A 21466-nucleotide genomic window follows, 5' to 3' on the forward strand; every position below is an offset into this window, starting at 1 on the left:
ATTGACTCACCTTTGACAAGGTTTATTTTTAATAATCCGCCCAACAACACAAAAAGCTGCTAGAAAGAGATTCTTTCTAACAACTTTTTAAAGGCATTTATTTGGTATTTAAAGCATCTAATGAACCAAAAATAAAGGTCAAACGCGCAATTTCAGCTAATTGACGCAAACGATTGAACTTAACTGCTTCATCATCGGCCATAACCATTGTTTCTTCAAAATAACGTTCGATCGGTTGACGCAATGAACGCAAGGCCATGAATTTTTCATCAATATCAGCAGTTGCAAAATCTCGCTTAAGCGTATTTACCGCATTATACAATTCTTTTTCAGAATCATTTTCAAATAAGGCAGGATCTACACTGTCCACATCTTTATCAGCTAATTTAGTAGCTAAACGAGTTACCCGTGTTAAAGCTTCCATATCCTCTTTGAAGTTTGCATCCTCTAAATGCTTAGTCAAAGAGTCAGCAGCTTTTCTTGTTAAAGTAAAGGCATTATCCTTATTAGCCATTACCGCTTCTAATACGTCATGACGAAGATTTCCCGTCAAGATCTGTTGAACACGATCGGCAATAAAGTCACGGATCTCAGCTTTATTTTCACTTGGAGCGATCTTTTCATACAAATCAGGACGTTTGATGTAAGCATCCCTAACAGCTGCTTGTAACAATGGTGTCGAAAGAGCCCAGTTTTTATCTAGGGCAATTCTAACGATCCCTAAGGCTTGTCTTCTTAAAGCATATGGGTCATTTGAACCACTTGGCAACATGCCAGCACTAAAGAATGCTTGAATACTATCAATTTTATCGGCAAGTGATAACACTGCCCCAACATTACTTGCTGGCAATTCACCATCTGCACTTGTTGGCATGTATTCTTCTCTGATTGCACGCGCAACGGCATCATTTTCACCTTGCAATTTAGCGTAGATCTCACCCATCACACCTTGCAATTCAGAAAATTCGCCAACCATTCCCGTTACAAGATCAAATTTGTAAATTTGACTTTCACGATCAAGATCTGCTAATTCTTGGTCACTTAAGCCTAGTTTTTCACCTAAGTAATGTGCGATCAAGTTTACACGTTCCATCTTTTCATAAATCGTCCCGATCTTATCATGGAACATGACTTTCTTTAGGCGCTCAACATAATCAGCGATCGTTTGTTTTTGATCTTCTTCATAGAAGAATGCTGCGTCTTCTAAGCGTGCTGTCAACACTTTTTCGTTACCAGCAATCACATTATCAAGATGTTCTTTGTTACCATTACGAACTGAAATAAAGTTTGGTAGTAAGTTACCTGCTTGATCAGTTACGTAGAAGAAACGTTGATGATCTTTCATTGACGTGATCAAAACTGCATCTGGGATCGTCAGATATTTTTTATCAAATGAGCCAGCAAAAACAGTTGGATATTCAACTAAGTTATTTACTTCTTCTAATAATTCTGGATCGACCACAACTTGCCAATCGTTTTTAGCAGCTAATTGTTCGATTTGGTCAACGATCATGGCTTGACGTTTTTTAGCATCGGCAATGACCATTTCTTTTTCCAATGCGACCGGATATTGTTGGGCATTGGCTAACTTAATGTCTTTACCTAAGAAACGATGCCCCTTAGTTGTGCGACCAGCTTCACGTTCTAAGACACTAAATGAAACAACTTCATCGTCTAGTAAAGAAACCAACCAACGAATCGGACGAACATATTCAAAATCGTTAGTGCTCCAGCGCATCATCGTTGGGAATTTTAGATCCATCACAACATCTTTTACCCCACTTAAAACTTCTTTTGCTGTTTTGCCAGGGATAAATTTCTTAACATAGGCATATTCAACACCTTTTAGCTCTTTAAAAAAGATGTCATCTGGAGTACAACCTTGACCACGTGAAAAACCTTGAGCTGCTTTTGACCAGTTACCTTCAGCATCTAAAGCGATCTTTTTAGCTGGCCCTTTAGCTTCTTCTTCAATGTCAGCTTGCTTATCGGCTAAACCTAAAACTTTGACCGCTAATCTTCTTGGGGTAGAATAAGCTTCAATTTTTTCAAATTCTAACCGTTCTGCTTGCAAGAAGTTTTCCATTTTCTTAACTAATTGTTGACTACTTGGTGTAACAACATGAGCAGGAATTTCTTCTAATCCAATTTCTAGCAAATATGTGTGTGCCATTATTTATCCTCCTCTAAAAGCTTAGCGCGTAATTTTTCATCCTTGATCAATGGATAACCCAATTTCTTACGTTCAGCAACGAATGCGCGTGCGACCATACGCGCCATATTTCTGATCCGTGAAAGATACCCAGCACGTTCAGTTACAGAAACTGCACCACGAGCATCAAGTAAGTTAAAGGTATGGCTACATTTCAAAATGTAATCATACGCTGGGTGTACTAAGCCATTTTCGATTTGTTGTTTAGCTTCTTTTTCGTAGGTATCAAAAAGTTCAAACAACATTTCTTGGTTACTTTCTTCAAATGAATATTTAGAATGTTCAAATTCAGGTTCTTTGAAAATATCTCCATATTTAACGCCATCAGCCCATTCAAGTTCAAAGACTGAGTTAACATCTTGAATGTAAGAAGAAAGACGTTCCAGACCATAGGTAACTTCTACTGCTACAGGGCGAACTTCTAAACCACCAACTTGTTGGAAATAAGTAAATTGGGTGATTTCCATCCCATCAAGCCAAACTTCCCAACCAACACCGGCGCAACCCATCGAAGGGTTTTCCCAGTTATCTTCAACAAAACGAATATCATGTTCTAGTGGGTCGATTCCTAAAGCACGTAAACTATCTAAGTATAATTCTTGAATGTTTTCTGGGGATGGCTTCATGATAACTTGGAATTGGTGATGTTGATACAAACGGTTCGGATTTTCACCGTAACGTCCATCGGCAGGGCGACGAGAAGGTTCAACATAAGCAACATTCCATGGTTCAGGTCCGATTGCACGAAGGAAAGTATATGGGCTCATCGTGCCGGCCCCTTTTTCTGTATCGTACGATTGCATCAACATACAACCTTGTTTTGCCCAAAATTGTTGCAACGTTAAAATAATATCTTGCATTGACAATTTATCTGCCATAAGATCTCCTCCAAAATTTTAATTTCGAAATTTTACCAAAAAGCGCACAAAAAATGTCCCTATGTAGCGCCATCTGGCTACATAGGGACGATTTTCGAAAATCGCGGTTCCACCCTACTTCTAGTAATTACTAGCAACTTAATTCGTTGAGACTCCAAAAGTGCCAATCAAATCTCGCTCAATATCTGCTTTCACCATCCCAGACTCGCTTGTTTGACCATGAGATCGATCCTCTTTTTTCAACGTCTCCTAATATTGATAACATTAGCATAGTTTAAGGGACATTTTTTGTCAAGTCCTACTTTTATCATTACTTCATTTGTAAACTATGATTGGTCGTCTTTTTTCAAGACTTGATCCCAAGTCGACATTTGATCTAAAAATTTTTTAGCGGGCACATAGATCCCCACTTGACTATTATAGATCTCATCGATCGTTTGGCGTAATGCCATTTTGGTTTGTTCTTTGACTTTAATCGAGTTTAACTTATACAAATCGAGCACCGAAAATAACCGAAGATAATAGATCGTCCGCTGATCCAACCCCAGTCGATTAGGATCTAAATGCCAGTGAGCTTGACATAAAAGACCACCATAACTTTCCGAATAATCAAAAGCTAGATCAGTTCTTTGACAAACAGTACAACTTTCCAAGTGTGGTTTGACCCCAAAATACTGCAACAATTGGATTTCAATAATATTAGTGATAATGGCAGGTTCAAATCCTTCATCAATCAATTCTAAGGCTTTTTGAACTTTTAAAAACCAACCCTCAACTACTAATTGTTGTTCGTTTAAGGCTCGTTCCACTAAACCTAAAATATATGATGCATAGGCATTTAACGTAATATCTTGTGAGATCTCACGATATTGCGCGATCTCACGGTCAGTTGTCAAAAAACACAGCCCATCGTCATTGATACTACCTAAGTATGTTCCATGGGTAAAAGGAAGGATCGCTGCCCCTAATTTAAATCCACGCTTGCGCGCACCTCGAATAAAAAATGTTTTAAAACCATACTTATCAGTCAAAATCTTTACCAACATATCACGTTCTTTATAGTCACGTCTTGAAACCACGATCCCATCAAATTCGACACCTTGTTGTATTGCCATTTTATCCCCCAAAAATAAAAGAGGAGTTACCCCCTCTTTTGGCTTATTTTAATAATCATCTTGACGATAACCAAAGGCTTTTAAGTCAACTTGGCGGTCTTTCCAGTTAGGTTGAACTTTGACCCAAAGTTCCAAAAAGACCTTATCGCCCAACATAAATTCAATTTCTTTACGCGCACGAGTTCCGATCTCTTTGAGCATCTTACCGCCCTTACCGATAATGATCCCCTTTTGGCTAGCACGTTCAACAACGATCGTAGCTTGGATCAACACTTTTTCGTCATCTTCACGTTTGATTCGTTCAACCACGACCGCAACTGAGTGCGGAATTTCTTCACGTGTAAGTTGTAAAACTTTTTCCCGGATCAATTCTCCCACGATAAAGCGTTCGGGATGATCAGTAATTTGATCTTCAGGATAGTATTGGGGACCTTCTGGAAGATCTTCCACCAAATCATGCACTAATTCGGCACAGTTGTTACCATTCAACGCTGAAATTGGGAAAACATCTTTATAATCAAGTGTATCACGATAATCATCCATAACTTCTAATAAATGGTCAGGATGGATCTTATCGATCTTGTTGATCACCAAATAAATTGGCTTTTTAACTTTCTTTAGACGCTCAATAATAAAGTCATCCCCACGCCCACGTTTTTGTTCCGCATTGACCATGAAAATAACTGCATCAACTTCATTTAAAGTCGACAACGCCGATTGAACCATGAAATCCCCTAAGCGACTATGTGGCTTATGGATCCCTGGGGTATCGATAAACACGATTTGGGCGTTATCCGCAGTATAAATACCTTGGATCTTATTTCTTGTTGTTTGTGCTTTATCACTCATGATAGCGATCTTTTGGCCCACAACGTTGTTTAAAAATGTCGATTTACCAACATTCGGACGACCAACGATCGCCACAAAACCTGAATGAAACTTTTCTTCCAAAATTTACACTCCCTATAAATCAATTAAATAATAATTGCCAAATTTTTGGTCCAAATATCAACAATCCAGTGATCACTGAGAAGATCGCCGCCAATAAAACAGCTGCGGCCGCCATATCTTTGGCTTTTTTAGCTAACGGATGACGCTTATAATTTGTTGCTAAATCAACTACATTTTCAATCGCTGAATTCCAGACTTCACTTGAAACGACCAAAAAAATACTTAAAAATAGCCAGAGCCATTCACCAATGGTTACATTAAACGCAAGTCCCATAATTACGACCAATGTTATAGCACTCACATGAAACCTTAAGTTACGCTCTTCGCGATAGGCAGTTTTTAAACCAATGATCGCATATCGCAACGATTGGAAAAAGTGCCTGTTTTTCCAGTTATTCACTGTTGTCTTTTGCTCTTTATCGTTTAAGTCCATACGCCTCTAGAATTTCTCGCTGCAGACCAAACATTTCTTGTTCGTCTTCTGCACGCATGTGGTCGTATCCATTGAGATGTAAAAAACCATGAACAACTAAAAAACCTAATTCTCTTTCTTTTGAATGTCCCAAATATTCTGCTTGTTCTTTTACTTTATCGATCGAGACCATAATATCACCGATATTTTTAGGAATTTCAAACTCTTCATCATCTGGTAAAATGATCGGTACTTCAGTCGGATCTTCTTCTTCGATCGCAAAACTGATCACATCGGTCGGTTTATCGACCCCACGATATTCTTTATTGATTTGATGGATCTCTTCATTATCCATTAAAGTCACTGACATTTCAGTATTTTGAGGTAAATCAATATAATCGCCCGCAAAATTTAAGACTTGTTTGATCAAATCAAGCCATTCTGCTGGAGCTTGTTCGGTATTATCGTATACTTCCAAATCCATTTTTATTCCTCATTTTCCGTCGAATTATAGTTATCATAAGCCTTGATGATCTCAGAAACGACTGGGTGACGCACAACATCGGCCGAATCAAATTTTACAAAGCCAATATGAGGTAGTCCCTTCAAGATCCGCTCAGCATCAACTAAGCCACTTTGACTATGTCCCTTGGGAAGATCGATCTGGGACTTATCACCATTGATGATCATTTTTGAACCAAAACCTAAACGCGTCAAAAACATCTTCATCTGTGCGCGCGTTGTATTTTGTGCTTCGTCTAAAATGACAAAAGCATTATCTAACGTCCGCCCACGCATATAAGCTAACGGTGCAACTTCGATCACACCACGTTCGATCAAGCGCTCAGTGTGTTCAGCCCCTAAAATTGAATTCAAGGCATCATAAATCGGGCGCAAATATGGATCAACTTTTTCTTTTAAATCACCCGGTAAAAAGCCCAAAGACTCACCAGCTTCAACCGCTGGACGCGTTAAAATCAAGCGCTCAACTTCATGACGTTTGAGCGCTGCTACAGCCATAACTACCGCTAAATAAGTTTTCCCTGTCCCAGCCGGACCGATCCCAAAAACTAGATCTTTACGCTTTATTTCTTGCACATATTGGCGCTGACCATAATTTTTAACGCGGATCGAACGACCACGCCGATCTTTTATCAATTCTTCAGTATAAAGATCTTTGAAGTATTCTAAAGTCCCACGCTGTGCCATTTTCATCGCTGACACTACATCAGCACTACTGATTGTGATCTTTTTACGTAAAAGTCCAGTCAGTTCACTGAGGACTTGATATGCTAATGCCACGTTCTCTTCCGCTCCAGTGAGCTTGATCGTGCCACCAAACGGACTTAAATCGACATCTAACCCTTCTTCAATTAGCTCCAAATGACTGTCATTAATACCTGACAGTGAAATTTGCAATTGAGAATCGTTGAGAACGAAACTTCTTTCAACTACTTGTTCTGCGCTCAATCGCCCATCTCCCTTATATTATTTCTATCCCCAATTATACTTATTCTCAGTCGGATAATCAAATCAAACTATTTTACACAAAAATAAGTCATTTTCTGATATAGCTTCAGAAAGCTTAATATATCAACAACTCACAACATAATGCACAATCGTGACTGTATTTTTGACTGACTTGCCGGTTATTTTCATATCAAAATAGACAATTTTATATAATTGAACACAAAAAAGCGCCCCGCCCGAAAAATCGAGCGAGGCGCTTAAGTTAGCTATTCATATTCCTTGCCTGTGATCTCTTCATACTGCTCAGCTGTAATAGATTTAAGCTTCACAAATTTTTTGATCGACAAACCTAACTTGTGAAGTGATTTGCACACGTTATACATCTTCTTCATCACCTCCAGTTAAAGCTAAAAGCAATTCTGTATTTTGCGCTACTTGAATAGATAGATCTTCGATCGCCTTCAATAAATCTAAGTCTTTGTTGTCTCCAGTCCACTTAATGCCATCCCATTTAGGATTTGCTAAATGATAAACTTCATTATTTAAAGTTCTAGTTGGCGGTAGCTCTGTCGAGTACTCCGGTTGGTTTGGCGCTTGCACCTCACCAATATATTCTTTCGTCACTGCATCATACATATAATAGATTGCCATGTTATCCTTCCTTCCTAACAGCTCCAATACTCAACACATCATCATCAGACCAAATGCCTAATTCGTACATCACGCGGGCGTAAACTGGCTTACGACCATACGAACCGCTATTTGTACCAGCATCACCAAAAGCATTAGTCCAATCGTACTTACTTGCGTCTTGCAACGGGTTGAGCACTTTTGTTCGTGGTGACCAATAATCAAACATACCTGATTTAGATTTAAATTTTTCAAGTGTAAGCGTTCCTCGTGATGCACTGATCACGTTTGGAATGAGTGGCCAAGTTACAAAATCAGTAGCATTTAAATTGCCAGCAAAGCCATAGCCATAAACAGTAGCCGTTGTAGCATACTCTGGAAACTGTAATCCACAACCGTTATCAAACCGGATCGTCCAAGGCGTAATGCTACGATCTAACGTCCACGCAGTCGGTGCATGTCGCACTTCACCCTTGTTGTCTTCATCTGGCTTAGGTTTTAGGCTGTCAATAAAGTCATGCTCTGATCCTGTATTTCCAAGATCTAACCAAATTTGATAGGCTGACTTTCCATCTTTGCCGTCATGCCCATTTTGGCCATCGTTTCCAGCGGGTCCACGTTCACCAGCAGGGCCGGGATCACCCTTATCACCCTTAGGTCCTTGAGCACCATCCTTGCCATCTTTACCAGCAACAGGGATGCTAGTACCACCACTTTCGGCGAGCTCTTTTCGAATCTGTTCAATCGTGATCGTATTGACTAAATCACCTTTAACATCCATTAAATTATCAGTCAAAGTTAACAAAATCTGATCTTTATCAGGATAGATATACTTTCGATCTTCCTTTTCGATCCAAATTTCTAACCGATACTTATCAGCTGGGAATTCTGCAAGTTTTGTACTATCAAGTAGCACTGATCCATTCTTTACGTCACATTCAATATCTGCTAAATATCCGATACGATTTCCGATCTTAACGATCACATCATCTTCATCAGTCAATTTAACAGCAGTTTTATCATCAAATAAAGAAAGCTCGTAAATACGGCTAGTATCACGAGCTTTCTGGATCTGATCATTAATAGATACTCTTCTCATAAGTACCTCCGTTATTTGAATGAACCCCAACTATCAAGACGTTTACCATCATATGCACGTCCTGTTGCCAAATAAGCATACTGCCCATTGCCTCGTGGTTGTCTGATCCATACAAACCCATTACTGATTGAGTATGCATCATATTTGACTTCACTACCTGCAGGAAGTTCAGCTAACTTACTAGATTGCAATGTAGCACCCCAGCGCAAGTTGATTACTGTATTAGACGTGAATGTTCCATCTTCTTTGTGCCAAGTAGCACCAAGCGTGTCGACCCACTTGTCAGGCACTGCGATTGGTTGTGGTGCAGGTGTATTGATAACGCTAGATGAGTTAGCTGTAACTTTAGCATTAGTGTAAAAACCGCTAAAATCATAGCTCATATCGATACCAACTCCTCCGATTTGATAAGTACTACTAAACTGCCAAGTACCTACATTATCGACACCTGGTTGACTTACACCATAAGATGCGATCCATAAATTTTTGGCAATCAATCGGTTACGATCGACACGTTTAGTCCAAATCCAACTTGCTCCTGTATAGAAGTCAACGTTAGGATAGCCGGCATCTTTAACGTACTGTAAGAACGCATTGCTATCTTCAGTTACATCATACTTATGCACTTCATCTTCCACATCAAGTGCCATTACACTTTCTGGTCCAATACCATGATCACGAGCATTTTTTACAAACCACGCTGCTTCTGCTTTAGCATCTGCCACACCATGAAATTTAGCATAATGATAAGCATGGACTAGCAAACCTACTTGACGAGCATATTTGATTTGATTACGTGCCTTAGGGTTAACATAAGCATCCCCCGGATTAGAACCTTGCGTGATCTTGACAATTACCGCTTTAACGCCTGCGTTTTTCATTGCTTGGAAAAACGCTAGCGTATCTGGTTGGTGAGATGAAACGTCTGCTACTAAATTAACCATGTTATTTGTCCTCCTTGATTTCTACTGTTGGTGTTAATTCTGACTTTTCGTAAGCTGATTGTACTGCTGTTTGTGCAGCTTCATCATTAACTTTAAATCCTGCTGATTGCATAGCCATTTGGACATTTTTAGTTGCTAGATCAAATTTGGTCTTACCGTCCAAATTTTGGCTGACTAATGATTCTACTGCGGTTGTAGCAACTTTTTCTAATAATTCCCAAGCTAAAGCTGATTGTTTAGCTTCATTAGTTTTCACTTTAGCTTCAAGCCAAGGCTTTACATAAGCCCAAGCAAAAGCAATAAAGCTTACTAAAGCACCACTTGAGATCAACCAATCAATTACATCATTTGCTACTTTCATCACAATTCTTCCTTTCTAATTCTTCTTTTAAGCGAGTGTTTTCCTCCCGTAGCTTCTCTAACTCACTTTTCTTTTCGAGCTTATCCATTTTTTGCCTATTGTTCTCGTGTGCCGTGATCCATGCGACTAAAGCAGAGCCCAAGGCACTCACAATCGCAACTAAAACTTGATCACTCATCACCTCACCCTTTCACTAGAACTTCAGCTACTATGCCAGATAACACAAAGAAAGCATAAATTGCTGGAAAACTAAGAATTCTGCCAATAAAAATATCAGCCAAAACAAACGACAAAAAGAACACTAACCAAACAAAAGTCAGTGTTCCAGTCATAATTTGTTTATAGTACAAATGTTTAACATTCCAGAGCGCATAAACTAGTGCAACAGTTCCAACACACGCCAATAAAAAAATAAATGGCGGATCATCAAGCACAGCTAATGGACTATGAATCCAGTCAAAAGTGCCTGCACTTCGTTTTACAATAAAATAAAGCGCTAGAGAATATGTCTCTAGTGCTTTAATAAACCAAAAACGATTCTTTTTTAAATTTTCGATCATGGTTATATCCTTTCTCCACCGCTCCCGCCCAGCACCATGAATTATTCTGTGGTCGTTGTATCTGATTCATCTGTTTTCACATCATCAAACAGCTCGTCTTCTTGATCAAATACATATTGACGAAAATCATTCATATCTTTACGTACTTCACGCCGATTTTTTTCATAAAGTTCTTGATTATTAATGTACGTGTTGATTGTTGTAGTACCACCATTTGACGACAATCGAGCATCGAAACGTACTACATCAGTATCATTGATCAATGATTGCCCCGTTAAATTGAGTGTTTTTTCTTTTTTTAACATATTATTTGTCCTCCATACTTTCTTCTAACTGATCCATCAAAGTATCATAAGCCATAGCGTCCATTCGTTCTAATTCATAAGGATAGCTATCCAACGCTTGATATAGAGCATCTAATTTTTCTTTATACTCAGTAATATCAATCACTGCTTGTTCATTGGACAACTCTTCAAGTTCGATATTTACCTGAAGGCGATCTTCTTTAGTTTTAAATTGAACTTTGTCATCTTGAATAATTGGTTGCCCACTATCATCTAATAAAATGTGTGGCTTACGAATCTCATTAAAATCGTCATTATATTCTTGTTCTTTTTTCGCCAGTAATTTAACCAACTTAGAACGCCCACGGCTTGCTTTACCGCTTAATTTAAGACTAGTCAACAAATTAGAAATGTGTACTAATTCACTATTTTTAAATGTTACTGTATTCATGATAAACCTCCATTAGTTTCTAGTATTCAATATCTAGGTATCTTGCTACACGTCCTTGATCAAGATTTGTCGGAACCTTCCAACCTTGTAAAGGATATACTTTATTATTGAAGAGCAAGAATAAATCCCAATCGCCAATCATTATCCCTGCTTTCATACTTTTCGATCCAATTGTAGGATAGCTATGCCCATTGTAGTTTACAGTGAAAAATCTAATAGCCATCCCATCACTAGGATTTCCACTAGGATATACCACATTGCGTAATGTAATCGGTTCGCTAAACGTAACTGGATCATAGAAATTGAATCCTGAATTAGCACTATTAGGTCTCCATTCATTTCTATACCAACTCATCTTAATCTGTGGATTCATACTATAATTTCCATTATCCCTAGCTGCCCAAGCCATATAATCACCGCCACCATCTAACCAGAACAATAAGCCTTGGTAATTGCTTGGCATTCCTTGCATGCCTTGCCATCCAATCCCACCGATTTTTTCACCGACTGCCTGTATTAACATCCCGTGATCGTAAAACTGAGTTGTAGTATTTCCGTAAGTAACACGCATACCACTATAATCTATATTCACATAACTTCCGTAAGCACTACGCCAAAACGATCTCACAAACTCTGTCCTATCACCAGTTAATTTAGAAACATTTAGGTTAATAATGTTGACGTTGGCGGCATTGAGTGTACCCGTTGTAATTTTATCTGCATTTAAATCAGTGATCGCAGCACTTGGAATAAATGCTCGACCACTAAAAGCAACCGAATCAGCATCAAGATAGATCTTCTTCGACTGAATCAACGTACGGTTGGCTTGCATGTTGATCTGTGATAGTAACTCATCCTTCTGTACTCGCAAATTTATCGCAGTATCTAGCTCATTTTTTACAGCAGTGATTGCAACGGTTGTGTCCTCTGGATCAGGTGACCAGTCAGTCGCTTTTGTTCCTTCTTCTAATTTCACACAACGCACATATACATAACCTGCAGGTTTTGGAGATGAATCTGCAAAACGTCTTCCGATAATGACACTTTTACGCTTATCGTCAGGATCTAGCTTATAAGTGATATAGTATTTTTTCCAACTGGAAGTTAAGGTAACTTCCCAATAACCATCTACCGAATTATCTCTTTCGACGCCATTTGATTCAATAACGCCCCTAACCCTATTATCTCCTCCAAGATCTCCATGCCATAAATAACATGCCATTTTTTGACCACTAAATAACGCCTTTGCTTCAAATGACAAAGTATAACGGTTTTTATCAAGCGATCTGGAAGTGTCATAGCGAATTCCTTCTATCAATCCTGTTGTTGGTGCACTGATGAATTTAAATTCCTTAGAGGTTCCCTTGAGTAAGTTAGTACCGCCGATATGCATATTTTGTAGCATAAGTTGCCATTGATTTGCTTTTTGATCCACATAAGAAGCATCGGCTTTATTTGCAACAACACTACTAATCTCGCTAGCTTTCTGATTGACATATGCCCAACTTGCTTTATCAGACACAGCAGCCGTGATCTCGTTAGCTCTCTGATCTACATAAGATTTATCGGCCTTGTTGGCTACCGTCGAATTGATACTATCAACTCTAACATTAATAGCTGAATACCTTCCTGGCAATGTTTCTAATAGCCCTGTATTTTGCGTATATGGAACATATGAACTACTAAATGACATCATAGGTTGGTTAAAAATCACATTTCCTACTCCGTTAGTGATTAAACGCATTGCAACATATTTTGTCCCGTCCGGTAAGCTAACATCGTTACAATACAGCAACTGCTGATGCCCATTACTGATGTTTCTAACCTCTTGCGTAGCTTGATTTGAGCTACTTAAGTATCCCGTAGACTCTTCTCTGAAAAATACAATTTCCATTCTTGCTTTGCAGTTTCCGTTGGTAATGTTGTCCGTTACATGCATCCAAACACTTGCAGATAGTTTGTCATATTGAGTTACTCTGATCGATTTACTTGTTGCTGATAAGTTGTAATAACCACCAATAGTATTTCTAAAGGCCAAACCTGTTGAACCTTTGTAAGCGTCCCACTCGTTATTCGCAAAAAGAATTGTCCTACCATTTTCAATACCAAACAAAGTCCAAGCTTCAGCATTATTAGAAAATTCAGAATTATAGACAAGGTTTTGAATATTTAGATCATTAATTCGAGTGTTTACACGATCGATCTCAGCTACCCGTAAACTCATCCCATCTTTGAATAAATCAAAGTCTGTTTTGTAAGCTTTGAGCGTATTATTTACACTGTTAAATTTGCTCTCAATATCTTCTGGTGCTTGTGTGTAGTCAGTAGGTTTATTACCTTTTTCTATCTTCACACGTTTAATGTTCGCATCATATCCACCGTTAAAATAGATGACATATGCTTTGTTAAGACTATTGATCTTTCCAGATACGCTATATCGTTTCCAGTTTGAAGTAAGACTAGTTCCAGATAAAGATCCGTCGCCAGCCTCGCTTTCGTTTTTCACAGTTTTAAATACGCCTGATCCTTTAGCATCAAATGATAACGTATAATCGTCGCCAACTTGTAGTTCTCCATTTGGAAATGCTCCACCCCATTTGGTATACACACCACCAGCATATTGACTACTTAGATGCATGATCTTAGTATCGCCTTGTGTATCAAACGTAGGAGTGACGTTATTTTGACCAATACCTGTCGGCCAAGTAAAATCTAACGACCCTTGTAGATAATTACGACCACCCAATTTCAAGTTATCGATCTTACCATCTACGCTAATGATACTTGCTCTTAAGCCATTTGCTGTTTGTTCAACTTCTGATGATCTAGCATATCCATTAAGATCGCTAGCAGTTAACTTACTATTTAGCGCTTGTGCCGTACTTGATCGAAAACTCTCAAAGACGTCATTACCGACCTTACCTAGCATTTGCTGTTCAAGTAAATTAGCTTTTTCTCTTACATTGGCAATATCTCCTTGTGCATTAGCAAGATTAGTCGCAGTGCCATCAGCAGTTACTTTAATTGCTGCTAACTGACCTTTAGCATCTCTTAATTGGGCGTCTAATCCATCAATGCCAGCGCTGAATTGACTAACACGTCCATCCAAAGTCGCATACTGACTTCTAACACCATCAACACTCGTAGTTAGATCTGCGATCGCTTTTTGCTGTTGCTTGGCCCTATCTGATAATTCTTTAGTGCTTGCAGATACCTCTGCAATCCTTTTAGCTGATTCAGAAGCAGATAAATCGATTCGCCCATTAACAGCTCTCGTAAAATCATCATAATTTTTAGCAAGCTTTGTTACGTTATCCAAAGCATTCTGTACGCCTAGCTGTGCTCTCGTATCGATTTCAGTTAATTGCGTAGATAAGCTGTTTTGCATATCCATAAACGACGCATAAATCGAATTAGAGGTTGAATGCGCACTTTTAGCTGAGTTGTACGCTTCGTTAGCTTTTAACCTTACATCTTCAATATCTTCGAGCGCTTTATCAACTTCTTTTTGTGTTACTTTGATCTCTGCTGTACTTAAAATGAGTTCCCAGTTACCATTACGCCAAACGTAATACTCTGTCTCACCATTGCCTAGATCAAGAAAAAGGTTGTCTCCTTCAGCTGCAGTCGTGGGTTTAACATTCGAATAAAAGTTTTTATTTTTGCCATTGGCAGATGTCAGAGCGATATTAGCAACTCTTGATGTTTCTTCTTGAGCTTGCTTGACCGACGCCACATAGCTCGTTAGACTCTTTTCGCTAAAATCATCACCTAACTCGATCACGTTATTATTTTTGTCTAGTAAATCGTGCTCTACCTTATAAACACGGGTGAAGTATTCAATATTTAGCTCATGTCTGATGATCGCAACTGTATCACCTAGACTAAGATCACCAATATCTAAGGCACTAGCTTTAAAAGACACTTTCGGACGCTTAGCCACCTGTAATGCTGCCCACGTTGCATTTATAAGCTGTGTAACATCTTCAATATCTTCAAAAACAGCGATTCCGATTCTTGGTTTTCCATCATCAAAACCGTAAAGTTTAGTAGCTTCTTTATCTTCAACGTATTCTTGACCTGCTGGTTTATCAGTAGGATTGCCATTAGCTTTACTCCAGACAACGTCAGTAAACATAATACGTCGACCATAGCCATCAACCGTATCATCATTACCATCGTCTAGCTGTTCGCCTTTCCCACGTCCTACAAGCGCTGTAACGAGGTCCTCGCTAGATTCTTCTCGAGTAACGCTAAGTAAGTTAGAACCGTATTCAAAACGCTTGCCTGTACGTTCTCCTTGTTGACTGTACAAATTAACTTGCCGTCTGACAATTCTATTTGTGATCGGATCAATAACAACTGTAAATGTTAGTTCGATCTTAAATAGTTCCACAACTTTTTGGATAGCTTCCAGTGTTGAAATATAGTAAAAATTCGTTCTCTTACGTACCGTTTCTTCACTATGTCCAACTTCCCAACGCGTCCCATCCAAAGCAATTCGCAACATTTCACTAGCCGTTTTATCTTGTGGTCTAACATCTTTGATATACGCATAACTTTTTAGTTCATCATAAGCAGACTCAATACATGTGTATTCAATGCAGTCATCTTTGACACTTTCAGAGATAATTTTAAACATCAAAAAAGCATCCCCGCGAGTTGCAGGAATGCATACAAAATAGATATTACTTGTTAAACGCTGATTTTGAACTAAGCTAAACGACAATTTATCCGCTGCGTTGATTTCTTCTGTCATCTTCGCTTCGATGATCCCATCAGAAATCGCTTTGATGATATTTTGCTGTTTATCCAATAAATACATAATCATAAGCGTTTCACCTCGTAAATCATTTTAAAATATCCTCTAGCATTGAGTGTGATTACTGTACCATTTCGAATATAGAAATCACTAAAATTAGATGATAGTTTCAAACCCATCAAATGTTGAACAGTATTGAGCTTAACCGTCAATTTTGTAAAATCGATCGTTAATTTGGTTCCTGCCCCAATCGATTCATTGAAGGTAAATACTTTAGAATCATTTGTTCGCATTTCAAACTTAGAAATAGCTTCATTTGGTGTGAATTCAATGAGCTTTGGTGTTTGAGGATAGCTAAGTTCAATATCTAAGACGTTTATCGATGTCCCAGTAAAATTAATTGTTTTAGCTGTGCTGTACTTGTATGGATCAGCGCAAACGATCTCGATTTTTCCAGTCGTACTAAATAATGGCTTATCTAAACTGATACTTTCAATCGTTCCGATATAGTGATAATCCTGTTCATCAGCAAACTTAACTTCAACATTAGTAGCATACGTTAATTGATTTAACTTAGCTAGTGATTTGTTATATCGTTCAATCGTATTACATAGCAATCTAAAAGTAACTGTGATTTTTCGTTCCTTGATACGTGAGTTAAGATATAGGCTACCATCTCCAACGCGATCAGGAGCGTTTATTTGACGTTCAAAACCAGCTCGACCTTCTACAACTAAAGTCTCGAATTCTGGAATTTCACGATCTAGCCACTTACCCGCATAACAGATTGCTTCAAGTGGCAAAGATGGGCTAGGTTCTGCCCGTGGTTGTAAATCTCTAAAATCGTACATGATTAATTCCTCCTTTTTGTTTAGAATTTATAGTTACGAGTCAAACTAGCTTGTGATCCTTGTTCACGACTAATATCCTCAACAAATGCGCCATAATCAGTGCCACCAAGTGAAACATTGATGTAAGCAGATTGCTGATTGATCGACAGTTCATGTGTCAAATCACCACTGACACTACCAGTTAATTGACCATTCATCGCTGCAATCGAATTAACAAAGTCATGCGTATTAACCGGTGGAATACTAAACATTGATGCTTGTGCCATTTTATCGCTTGCATTTTCAATATCAGATAAATTATTCATGATACCTACTGCAAGACCAGCTGGCACCCATTTACCAACTTCATCACGCATAACACGTGATGGTGAGTGAATACCCAATGCACTTTTAGCAGCATTCAAAGCTTTTTTAGCCATATTAGCCGCTGCATTAACAGCTGACCCAATCGCACCAGTAATACCTTTTACAAACCCCATGACAAAGTCACGTCCTGCACTTAACATATTACCTGCTATATTTTTAACAGCTTTATATGCTCGATTGATACCCTCGCCGGTAACCTTTGAAACAGTGTTCCATCCAGTTGAAAATACATTTCTAATGCCATTCATAATACTTAAAGTGACGCTTTTAATACCATTCATAACACTTGAAACAATCGAACTGATGCCGTTTAACGTTGTTGAAATCAACGCCTTAATACCGTTCCAAATACTAATTGTAACATTTTTAACAGAATTCCAAATTGCAGACCAAATAGATTTTATAACGTTTAAAGTAATGCTGATCGCAGTAGAAACACCATTAATAGCTATTGTTACAACAGATTTTATACCGTTCCAGATTGTCGAAACAATATTTTTAATTGCTTGCCATACACCAGACCAATCACCTTTTATAGCTGCAGTCACTGCTTTAATAATATTAGCAACGACATTGATAGCAGTGGAAACCACTGTTGATATTATGTTCCAAACAGTCGAAACGATATTTACAATAGTATTCCAAATCGCACTCCAGATTGTCGAAATAAGAGACATCGCCGTCTGAATTATCGTTGAAATCACAGATATAGCAGTTTGAATAATAATCTTCGCTTGATCCCAAATAGTTGCCAATAAAGCAACTATAACATTCCAAATAGCACTCCAAATAACCTGAATAACACTTAACCCAGCTTGAATTACTGACGATAAAATCGTGATTGCCGCCTGTACCACCATTTTTATCTGTTCCCAGACTGTTGTAATCACAATAACTAAAATATTCCACATTGGCGTTGCAACAGTAATTATCTGTTGCCATAGCGCTGAAAAGAACTCAACTAATGAATTCCAGAGATTTTTAAGACTTTCTATGATTGGTGCAACGCCCGCAATAAATGAATCCCAAGTGTTTGTTGCTATATTAACGACCGTGTTCCAAAGATTTGAAAAAAATTCTACAATTGTATTCCAAATAGGTTTGATCTTTTCAACAACACTAGAAATTATTTCAGCTATAGCGTTCCAAACCGCTGAGGCTAATTCTTTCAAAGTATTCCAAGCATTAGACAGCCAGCTAACAAAACCTTGCCAAATCTGTTGACCTAACTTAGTTTTTGTAAAAAACAACACTAATGCAGCGATAACAGCAGCTATCGCCACACCTATCAAGATAAACGGATTCAACGCCATAACAGCATTAAACGCAGCTTGTACAACTGTCGCTATTTTTACTGCAGCATTGTATGCGAATAATGCTGTTTTGGCGATAATTGACGTTTTGGCTAGCATTTGTAATGCTAATAATGCTGATTGCGATCCTTTTGCAATTCCGATTAAGGCTCTTGAAACGTTGATAAAACTTCCTACGCCACTACCAAATAATTTGATTGCTCTAATACCACCGCCCAATGCACTACCAATTTTTTGCGCATTAGTTAAGAAACCACCAACAGCCGTCATGGCTGGTCCAATAGCAGGACTAAGACCTATAAAACCACGTATAACTTTAGCAGTAGATGAATCAGTTTTCCCAGCCCAATCTAAAGCAGTATTAGCCATATCAAGCATAGAACCTGTAACCTTGCTCTGCGAATCCATTGCTTTATTACGCAAAGATTCCCAGTTACCACCTAATTGCTCAATCTTTGAACCGACATTTTTCTGCATTTCAACAGCTTGTTTGTTAAGTGTTTTATTTGCTTTTTCAGTTGTTCCTGCGGCTTCATCCATTGCCTTAGTGAAAGCATCCCAACTCGTAGCAGTATTGCCTGTCTTATCCTTAACCGAATCTAATAATGGCAAGATAGCTTTCATACCAGCAGTCCCAAATAATGCTTTTAATGCTGCATCTTTTTGTGCCTTGCCTAAGCCATCTGTTTTCTCCGCTACTTCAGATAAAATCTGTGGAAATGGCTTCATATTTCCTTCGGCATCACGATAAGAAATACCCAGGTCTTCCATTGCACCCTTAGCAACTTTTGATGGAGCTGCCATTTGCAGAATTGCATGATTCAAGTCATCAGATGCTTGTGCTGCACTAAAACCTTTATTAGTCAATAAACCAATAGCTGTAGCAACAGTCTGCATGTCCATGCCAGTCATGGTTGCCGTTGGTCCCATTGTAGCAAGAGCTTGTTGCATACTTTCAATCGAAGCGTTGGACATATTAGCAGTTGAAACCAAAATGCCCGCTGCTTGCTCTGGTGACTTTAAGCTATCTCCCCAAATGTTCATCGATTGTTGAACAACAGAGGCGGTTGTTTGAAGATCTGCTCCAGCAGCAGTTGCAGCCTTAGCAATCGCAGGAAATTCTTTCTTGATCGTACCAATAGAAGCACCATCACGAGCCATAGCCACCATAGCGTCTGCAGCATCTTGCGCACTTAGCGGCAATTCTGCACCCATTCTGTTAGCTACATCAGCCAAACCATCAATATCTTTAGCCGTACCACCTGCAATGACTGCTGCTTGGTTTAATGATTGTTTAAAAGATCCATAACTCTTTAAAGCACTAACACCCATTGCAGTAGTTGCAGCACCCGCAATTGTTACAGCTTTTCCGATACCGCTCATCTTTTCTTGAACTGTACTACCTAACGACTTTGTTGCTGTTGCAGCCTTATCCATTGTAGAAGAAAAGCCACGATCAACAGCACTTAAAACAGCAGTAACACTATAACTCTGCGCCATGACTTCCCCTCCTCATCATTTCAAATTCTGCTAATCTAGCATTGATCAGATCACGACGTTTTTTATCTTTGACCTTTTGTGTGCGTGGTTGATAATCCAATTCAAATTCATCACGTAATTCATCTATCATCTCTAAACTATCAAAGAAATCAGTAAACTTTCGATATTTCGGTTTAGGATGCTTAGCGTTGCCTGTCGTAGCTTGAACCGATTGATTAAACCACGCTAACAAAGCCAACTTTTCTTGTTCTTTGATCTGCTTGAGTTGATGCGCTTCGATCCGCAAATTGTACTCGGCAAATGTCATATCTTCGATTTTTCTAATATCAGAAAAACCTAGATAAGCCAATGAGTTTAACATTATCTCATGATATTGTTGATCTCCAGATTGGTTATCTAGGCTTTTAGGTTTTTTGCTGCAACTTTTACAGCATTAGCTTTCATCATTTCTTTTGTGACATCATCAAATAATTTTTCGATCTTCGCATAGCCATCTAAAAAATCATCAACTTCCGTCATACCTGGACGGGGAGTGTTGCCATAAGACGCAGCATAGATAACATTGCTCAACGCCACAGGGTCATATGCTTGTAACGCTGGAATAGCTTTAGTCAACGCCATTCCCATGTTGAAGTTACCAGTATCAACACCACCAACTTTATCAAGTTCACGCACAAAACGAATACCAAATTTTAATTCAACATCTTTTTCATTAATTTTTAAGATCATCTTTTATTCCTCCGAATTGATTCCAGCATCAGCATCTTTCCAAGCTGTACCAGTAGTTTCTTTATCGCCTAAAGCTTCTAAGCCACGGTAAACATATTCGATAGCTTCTTGAGCAGATTGTGGCAATGTGGTCCACCCTCGTTTTGGTGTACCATCAACGCCAAATGACACTTCACGAGTTGATAGATCATCCGCATCGTTATCGTTGCTATCTTCTGACACGATCGCACGACCATAAAATGAGAAATACTGTCCTTGTGCGTTCTTTCGCCCTGTATAAATGATCCAAAACTCTAACTTGTCACCATCAAACAAACTATCTTGTAAAGCATCTACGATCGCAGATGTGTTATTGATAAACTCCACACTTAGATCTGTTTCGATACCACCTGCAGTTGTTACTGGACCTGATTTAGTTTGTGTCGTATCTGAGTCCCGACTAGGTCCAAAACTTAACGACGTTTGAAATGGGATCAACTTACCTTCGCTCGTCTTAGCATCTTTTAACTTGCGAACAAAGAGAAATGTATCTTTCCCATGTAATGTTTTAATATTTTCTGCCATGTTTAGTCACACTC

At 38.7% G+C, this 21466-nt stretch carries 22 protein-coding genes; all 22 read right to left on the reverse strand.

What is annotated here, in order from left to right; all coding sequences use genetic code 11:
* Positions 1–97 precede the first annotated feature (97 nt).
* Complete coding sequence (gene glyS, locus FC32_RS08555; RefSeq protein ID WP_056957392.1) at positions 98–2173, reverse strand: glycine--tRNA ligase subunit beta; 2076 nt, start codon at positions 2171–2173, stop codon at positions 98–100.
* Positions 2173–3090 carry a glycine--tRNA ligase subunit alpha gene (gene glyQ / locus FC32_RS08560; RefSeq protein WP_056957393.1) on the reverse strand — a complete coding sequence of 306 codons (918 nt, stop codon included), beginning with the start codon at positions 3088–3090 and terminating at the stop codon, positions 2173–2175. The genes glyS and glyQ overlap by 1 nt, the downstream gene beginning before the upstream one ends.
* Positions 3091–3416: 326 nt before the next feature.
* Positions 3417–4205, reverse strand: coding sequence for a DNA repair protein RecO (gene recO / locus FC32_RS08565; RefSeq protein WP_025087889.1), 789 nt, complete (start codon positions 4203–4205; stop codon positions 3417–3419).
* Between the two features lie 48 nt (positions 4206–4253).
* Positions 4254–5156: a GTPase Era gene (era, locus tag FC32_RS08570; protein WP_025087890.1), complete on the reverse strand. Its 903-nt coding sequence runs from the start codon at positions 5154–5156 to the stop codon at positions 4254–4256.
* A gap of 19 nt (positions 5157–5175) precedes the next feature.
* Complete coding sequence (locus FC32_RS08575) at positions 5176–5589, reverse strand: diacylglycerol kinase family protein (protein WP_056957394.1); 414 nt, start codon at positions 5587–5589, stop codon at positions 5176–5178.
* Positions 5573–6052 (reverse strand): rRNA maturation RNase YbeY, encoded by a 480-nt coding sequence (gene ybeY, locus FC32_RS08580; RefSeq protein WP_025087892.1) that lies wholly within the window; start codon positions 6050–6052, stop codon positions 5573–5575. The genes FC32_RS08575 and ybeY overlap by 17 nt, the downstream gene beginning before the upstream one ends.
* 2 nt (positions 6053–6054) lie before the next feature.
* Positions 6055–7038, reverse strand: coding sequence for a PhoH family protein (locus FC32_RS08585; RefSeq protein ID WP_025087893.1), 984 nt, complete (start codon positions 7036–7038; stop codon positions 6055–6057).
* 266 nt (positions 7039–7304) lie between these two features.
* A complete protein-coding gene (locus FC32_RS10455) occupies positions 7305–7421 on the reverse strand; it encodes an XkdX family protein (protein WP_155891502.1) in 117 nt (38 codons plus the stop codon).
* Entirely contained in the window at positions 7414–7689 is a 276-nt protein-coding gene (locus FC32_RS08590) for a hypothetical protein (protein ID WP_025087894.1), read from the reverse strand. Before FC32_RS08590 ends, FC32_RS10455 begins: the two co-directional genes overlap by 8 nt.
* A 1-nt stretch (position 7690) precedes the next feature.
* Positions 7691–8767: a collagen-like protein gene (locus tag FC32_RS08595; RefSeq protein ID WP_025087895.1), complete on the reverse strand. Its 1077-nt coding sequence runs from the start codon at positions 8765–8767 to the stop codon at positions 7691–7693.
* Positions 8768–8778: 11 nt separating this feature from the next.
* A complete protein-coding gene (locus FC32_RS08600) occupies positions 8779–9711 on the reverse strand; it encodes a GH25 family lysozyme (protein ID WP_025087896.1) in 933 nt (310 codons plus the stop codon).
* Position 9712: 1 nt separating this feature from the next.
* Positions 9713–10072, reverse strand: coding sequence for a phage holin, LLH family (locus FC32_RS08605; RefSeq protein ID WP_025087897.1), 360 nt, complete (start codon positions 10070–10072; stop codon positions 9713–9715).
* Complete coding sequence (locus FC32_RS08610; protein ID WP_025087898.1) at positions 10056–10250, reverse strand: hypothetical protein; 195 nt, start codon at positions 10248–10250, stop codon at positions 10056–10058. Before FC32_RS08610 ends, FC32_RS08605 begins: the two co-directional genes overlap by 17 nt.
* A gap of 4 nt (positions 10251–10254) precedes the next feature.
* Positions 10255–10632 (reverse strand): hypothetical protein, encoded by a 378-nt coding sequence (locus FC32_RS08615; RefSeq protein ID WP_025087899.1) that lies wholly within the window; start codon positions 10630–10632, stop codon positions 10255–10257.
* A 41-nt stretch (positions 10633–10673) separates the two neighbouring features.
* The gene (locus tag FC32_RS08620; RefSeq protein WP_056957395.1) at positions 10674–10937 is read right to left on the reverse strand and encodes a hypothetical protein; all 264 of its coding nucleotides are present in this window, start codon (positions 10935–10937) and stop codon (positions 10674–10676) included.
* A gap of 1 nt (position 10938) precedes the next feature.
* On the reverse strand, positions 10939–11367 hold the full coding sequence (locus FC32_RS08625) for a DUF1617 family protein (protein ID WP_025087900.1): 429 nt from the start codon (positions 11365–11367) through the stop codon (positions 10939–10941).
* A 19-nt stretch (positions 11368–11386) separates the two neighbouring features.
* Positions 11387–16198, reverse strand: a complete 4812-nt coding sequence (locus FC32_RS08630; RefSeq protein WP_025087901.1) for a phage tail spike protein — start codon at positions 16196–16198, stop codon at positions 11387–11389.
* Positions 16195–16980 (reverse strand): distal tail protein Dit, encoded by a 786-nt coding sequence (locus FC32_RS08635; protein ID WP_025087902.1) that lies wholly within the window; start codon positions 16978–16980, stop codon positions 16195–16197. Before FC32_RS08635 ends, FC32_RS08630 begins: the two co-directional genes overlap by 4 nt.
* A gap of 20 nt (positions 16981–17000) precedes the next feature.
* Complete coding sequence (locus FC32_RS08640) at positions 17001–20159, reverse strand: phage tail tape measure protein (RefSeq protein WP_025087903.1); 3159 nt, start codon at positions 20157–20159, stop codon at positions 17001–17003.
* Positions 20143–20520 carry a hypothetical protein gene (locus FC32_RS08645; RefSeq protein ID WP_051533676.1) on the reverse strand — a complete coding sequence of 126 codons (378 nt, stop codon included), beginning with the start codon at positions 20518–20520 and terminating at the stop codon, positions 20143–20145. The genes FC32_RS08640 and FC32_RS08645 overlap by 17 nt, the downstream gene beginning before the upstream one ends.
* Positions 20521–20555: 35 nt before the next feature.
* Positions 20556–20888, reverse strand: a complete 333-nt coding sequence (locus FC32_RS08650) for a tail assembly chaperone (protein ID WP_025087905.1) — start codon at positions 20886–20888, stop codon at positions 20556–20558.
* Positions 20889–20891: 3 nt separating this feature from the next.
* Positions 20892–21452 (reverse strand): phage major tail protein, TP901-1 family, encoded by a 561-nt coding sequence (locus tag FC32_RS08655; protein ID WP_025087906.1) that lies wholly within the window; start codon positions 21450–21452, stop codon positions 20892–20894.
* Between the last annotated feature and the right edge of the window lie 14 nt (positions 21453–21466).

Origin of the sequence: Ligilactobacillus apodemi DSM 16634 = JCM 16172, assembly GCF_001434405.1 — a bacterium.
Lineage (GTDB): Bacteria > Bacillota > Bacilli > Lactobacillales > Lactobacillaceae > Ligilactobacillus > Ligilactobacillus apodemi.

Excerpts from the sequence above, each read along its gene's own strand:
- recO (WP_025087889.1), bottom strand. The coding sequence starts at position 4,205 with ATGGCAATACAACAAGGTGTCGAATTTGATGGGATCGTGGTTTCAAGA.
- glyQ (WP_056957393.1), bottom strand. The coding sequence starts at position 3,090 with ATGGCAGATAAATTGTCAATGCAAGATATTATTTTAACGTTGCAACAA.
- FC32_RS08615 (WP_025087899.1), bottom strand. The coding sequence starts at position 10,632 with ATGATCGAAAATTTAAAAAAGAATCGTTTTTGGTTTATTAAAGCACTA.
- glyS (WP_056957392.1), bottom strand. The coding sequence starts at position 2,173 with ATGGCACACACATATTTGCTAGAAATTGGATTAGAAGAAATTCCTGCT.
- FC32_RS10455 (WP_155891502.1), bottom strand. The coding sequence starts at position 7,421 with ATGTATAACGTGTGCAAATCACTTCACAAGTTAGGTTTGTCGATCAAA.
- FC32_RS08630 (WP_025087901.1), bottom strand. The coding sequence starts at position 16,198 with ATGATTATGTATTTATTGGATAAACAGCAAAATATCATCAAAGCGATT.
- FC32_RS08635 (WP_025087902.1), bottom strand. The coding sequence starts at position 16,980 with ATGTACGATTTTAGAGATTTACAACCACGGGCAGAACCTAGCCCATCT.
- FC32_RS08595 (WP_025087895.1), bottom strand. The coding sequence starts at position 8,767 with ATGAGAAGAGTATCTATTAATGATCAGATCCAGAAAGCTCGTGATACT.
- FC32_RS08625 (WP_025087900.1), bottom strand. The coding sequence starts at position 11,367 with ATGAATACAGTAACATTTAAAAATAGTGAATTAGTACACATTTCTAAT.
- FC32_RS08590 (WP_025087894.1), bottom strand. The coding sequence starts at position 7,689 with ATGGCAATCTATTATATGTATGATGCAGTGACGAAAGAATATATTGGT.
- FC32_RS08605 (WP_025087897.1), bottom strand. The coding sequence starts at position 10,072 with ATGAAAGTAGCAAATGATGTAATTGATTGGTTGATCTCAAGTGGTGCT.
- FC32_RS08655 (WP_025087906.1), bottom strand. The coding sequence starts at position 21,452 with ATGGCAGAAAATATTAAAACATTACATGGGAAAGATACATTTCTCTTT.
- FC32_RS08645 (WP_051533676.1), bottom strand. The coding sequence starts at position 20,520 with ATGTTAAACTCATTGGCTTATCTAGGTTTTTCTGATATTAGAAAAATC.
- FC32_RS08650 (WP_025087905.1), bottom strand. The coding sequence starts at position 20,888 with ATGATCTTAAAAATTAATGAAAAAGATGTTGAATTAAAATTTGGTATT.
- FC32_RS08600 (WP_025087896.1), bottom strand. The coding sequence starts at position 9,711 with ATGGTTAATTTAGTAGCAGACGTTTCATCTCACCAACCAGATACGCTA.
- FC32_RS08575 (WP_056957394.1), bottom strand. The coding sequence starts at position 5,589 with ATGGACTTAAACGATAAAGAGCAAAAGACAACAGTGAATAACTGGAAA.
- ybeY (WP_025087892.1), bottom strand. The coding sequence starts at position 6,052 with ATGGATTTGGAAGTATACGATAATACCGAACAAGCTCCAGCAGAATGG.
- FC32_RS08640 (WP_025087903.1), bottom strand. The coding sequence starts at position 20,159 with ATGGCGCAGAGTTATAGTGTTACTGCTGTTTTAAGTGCTGTTGATCGT.
- FC32_RS08620 (WP_056957395.1), bottom strand. The coding sequence starts at position 10,937 with ATGTTAAAAAAAGAAAAAACACTCAATTTAACGGGGCAATCATTGATC.
- FC32_RS08610 (WP_025087898.1), bottom strand. The coding sequence starts at position 10,250 with ATGAGTGATCAAGTTTTAGTTGCGATTGTGAGTGCCTTGGGCTCTGCT.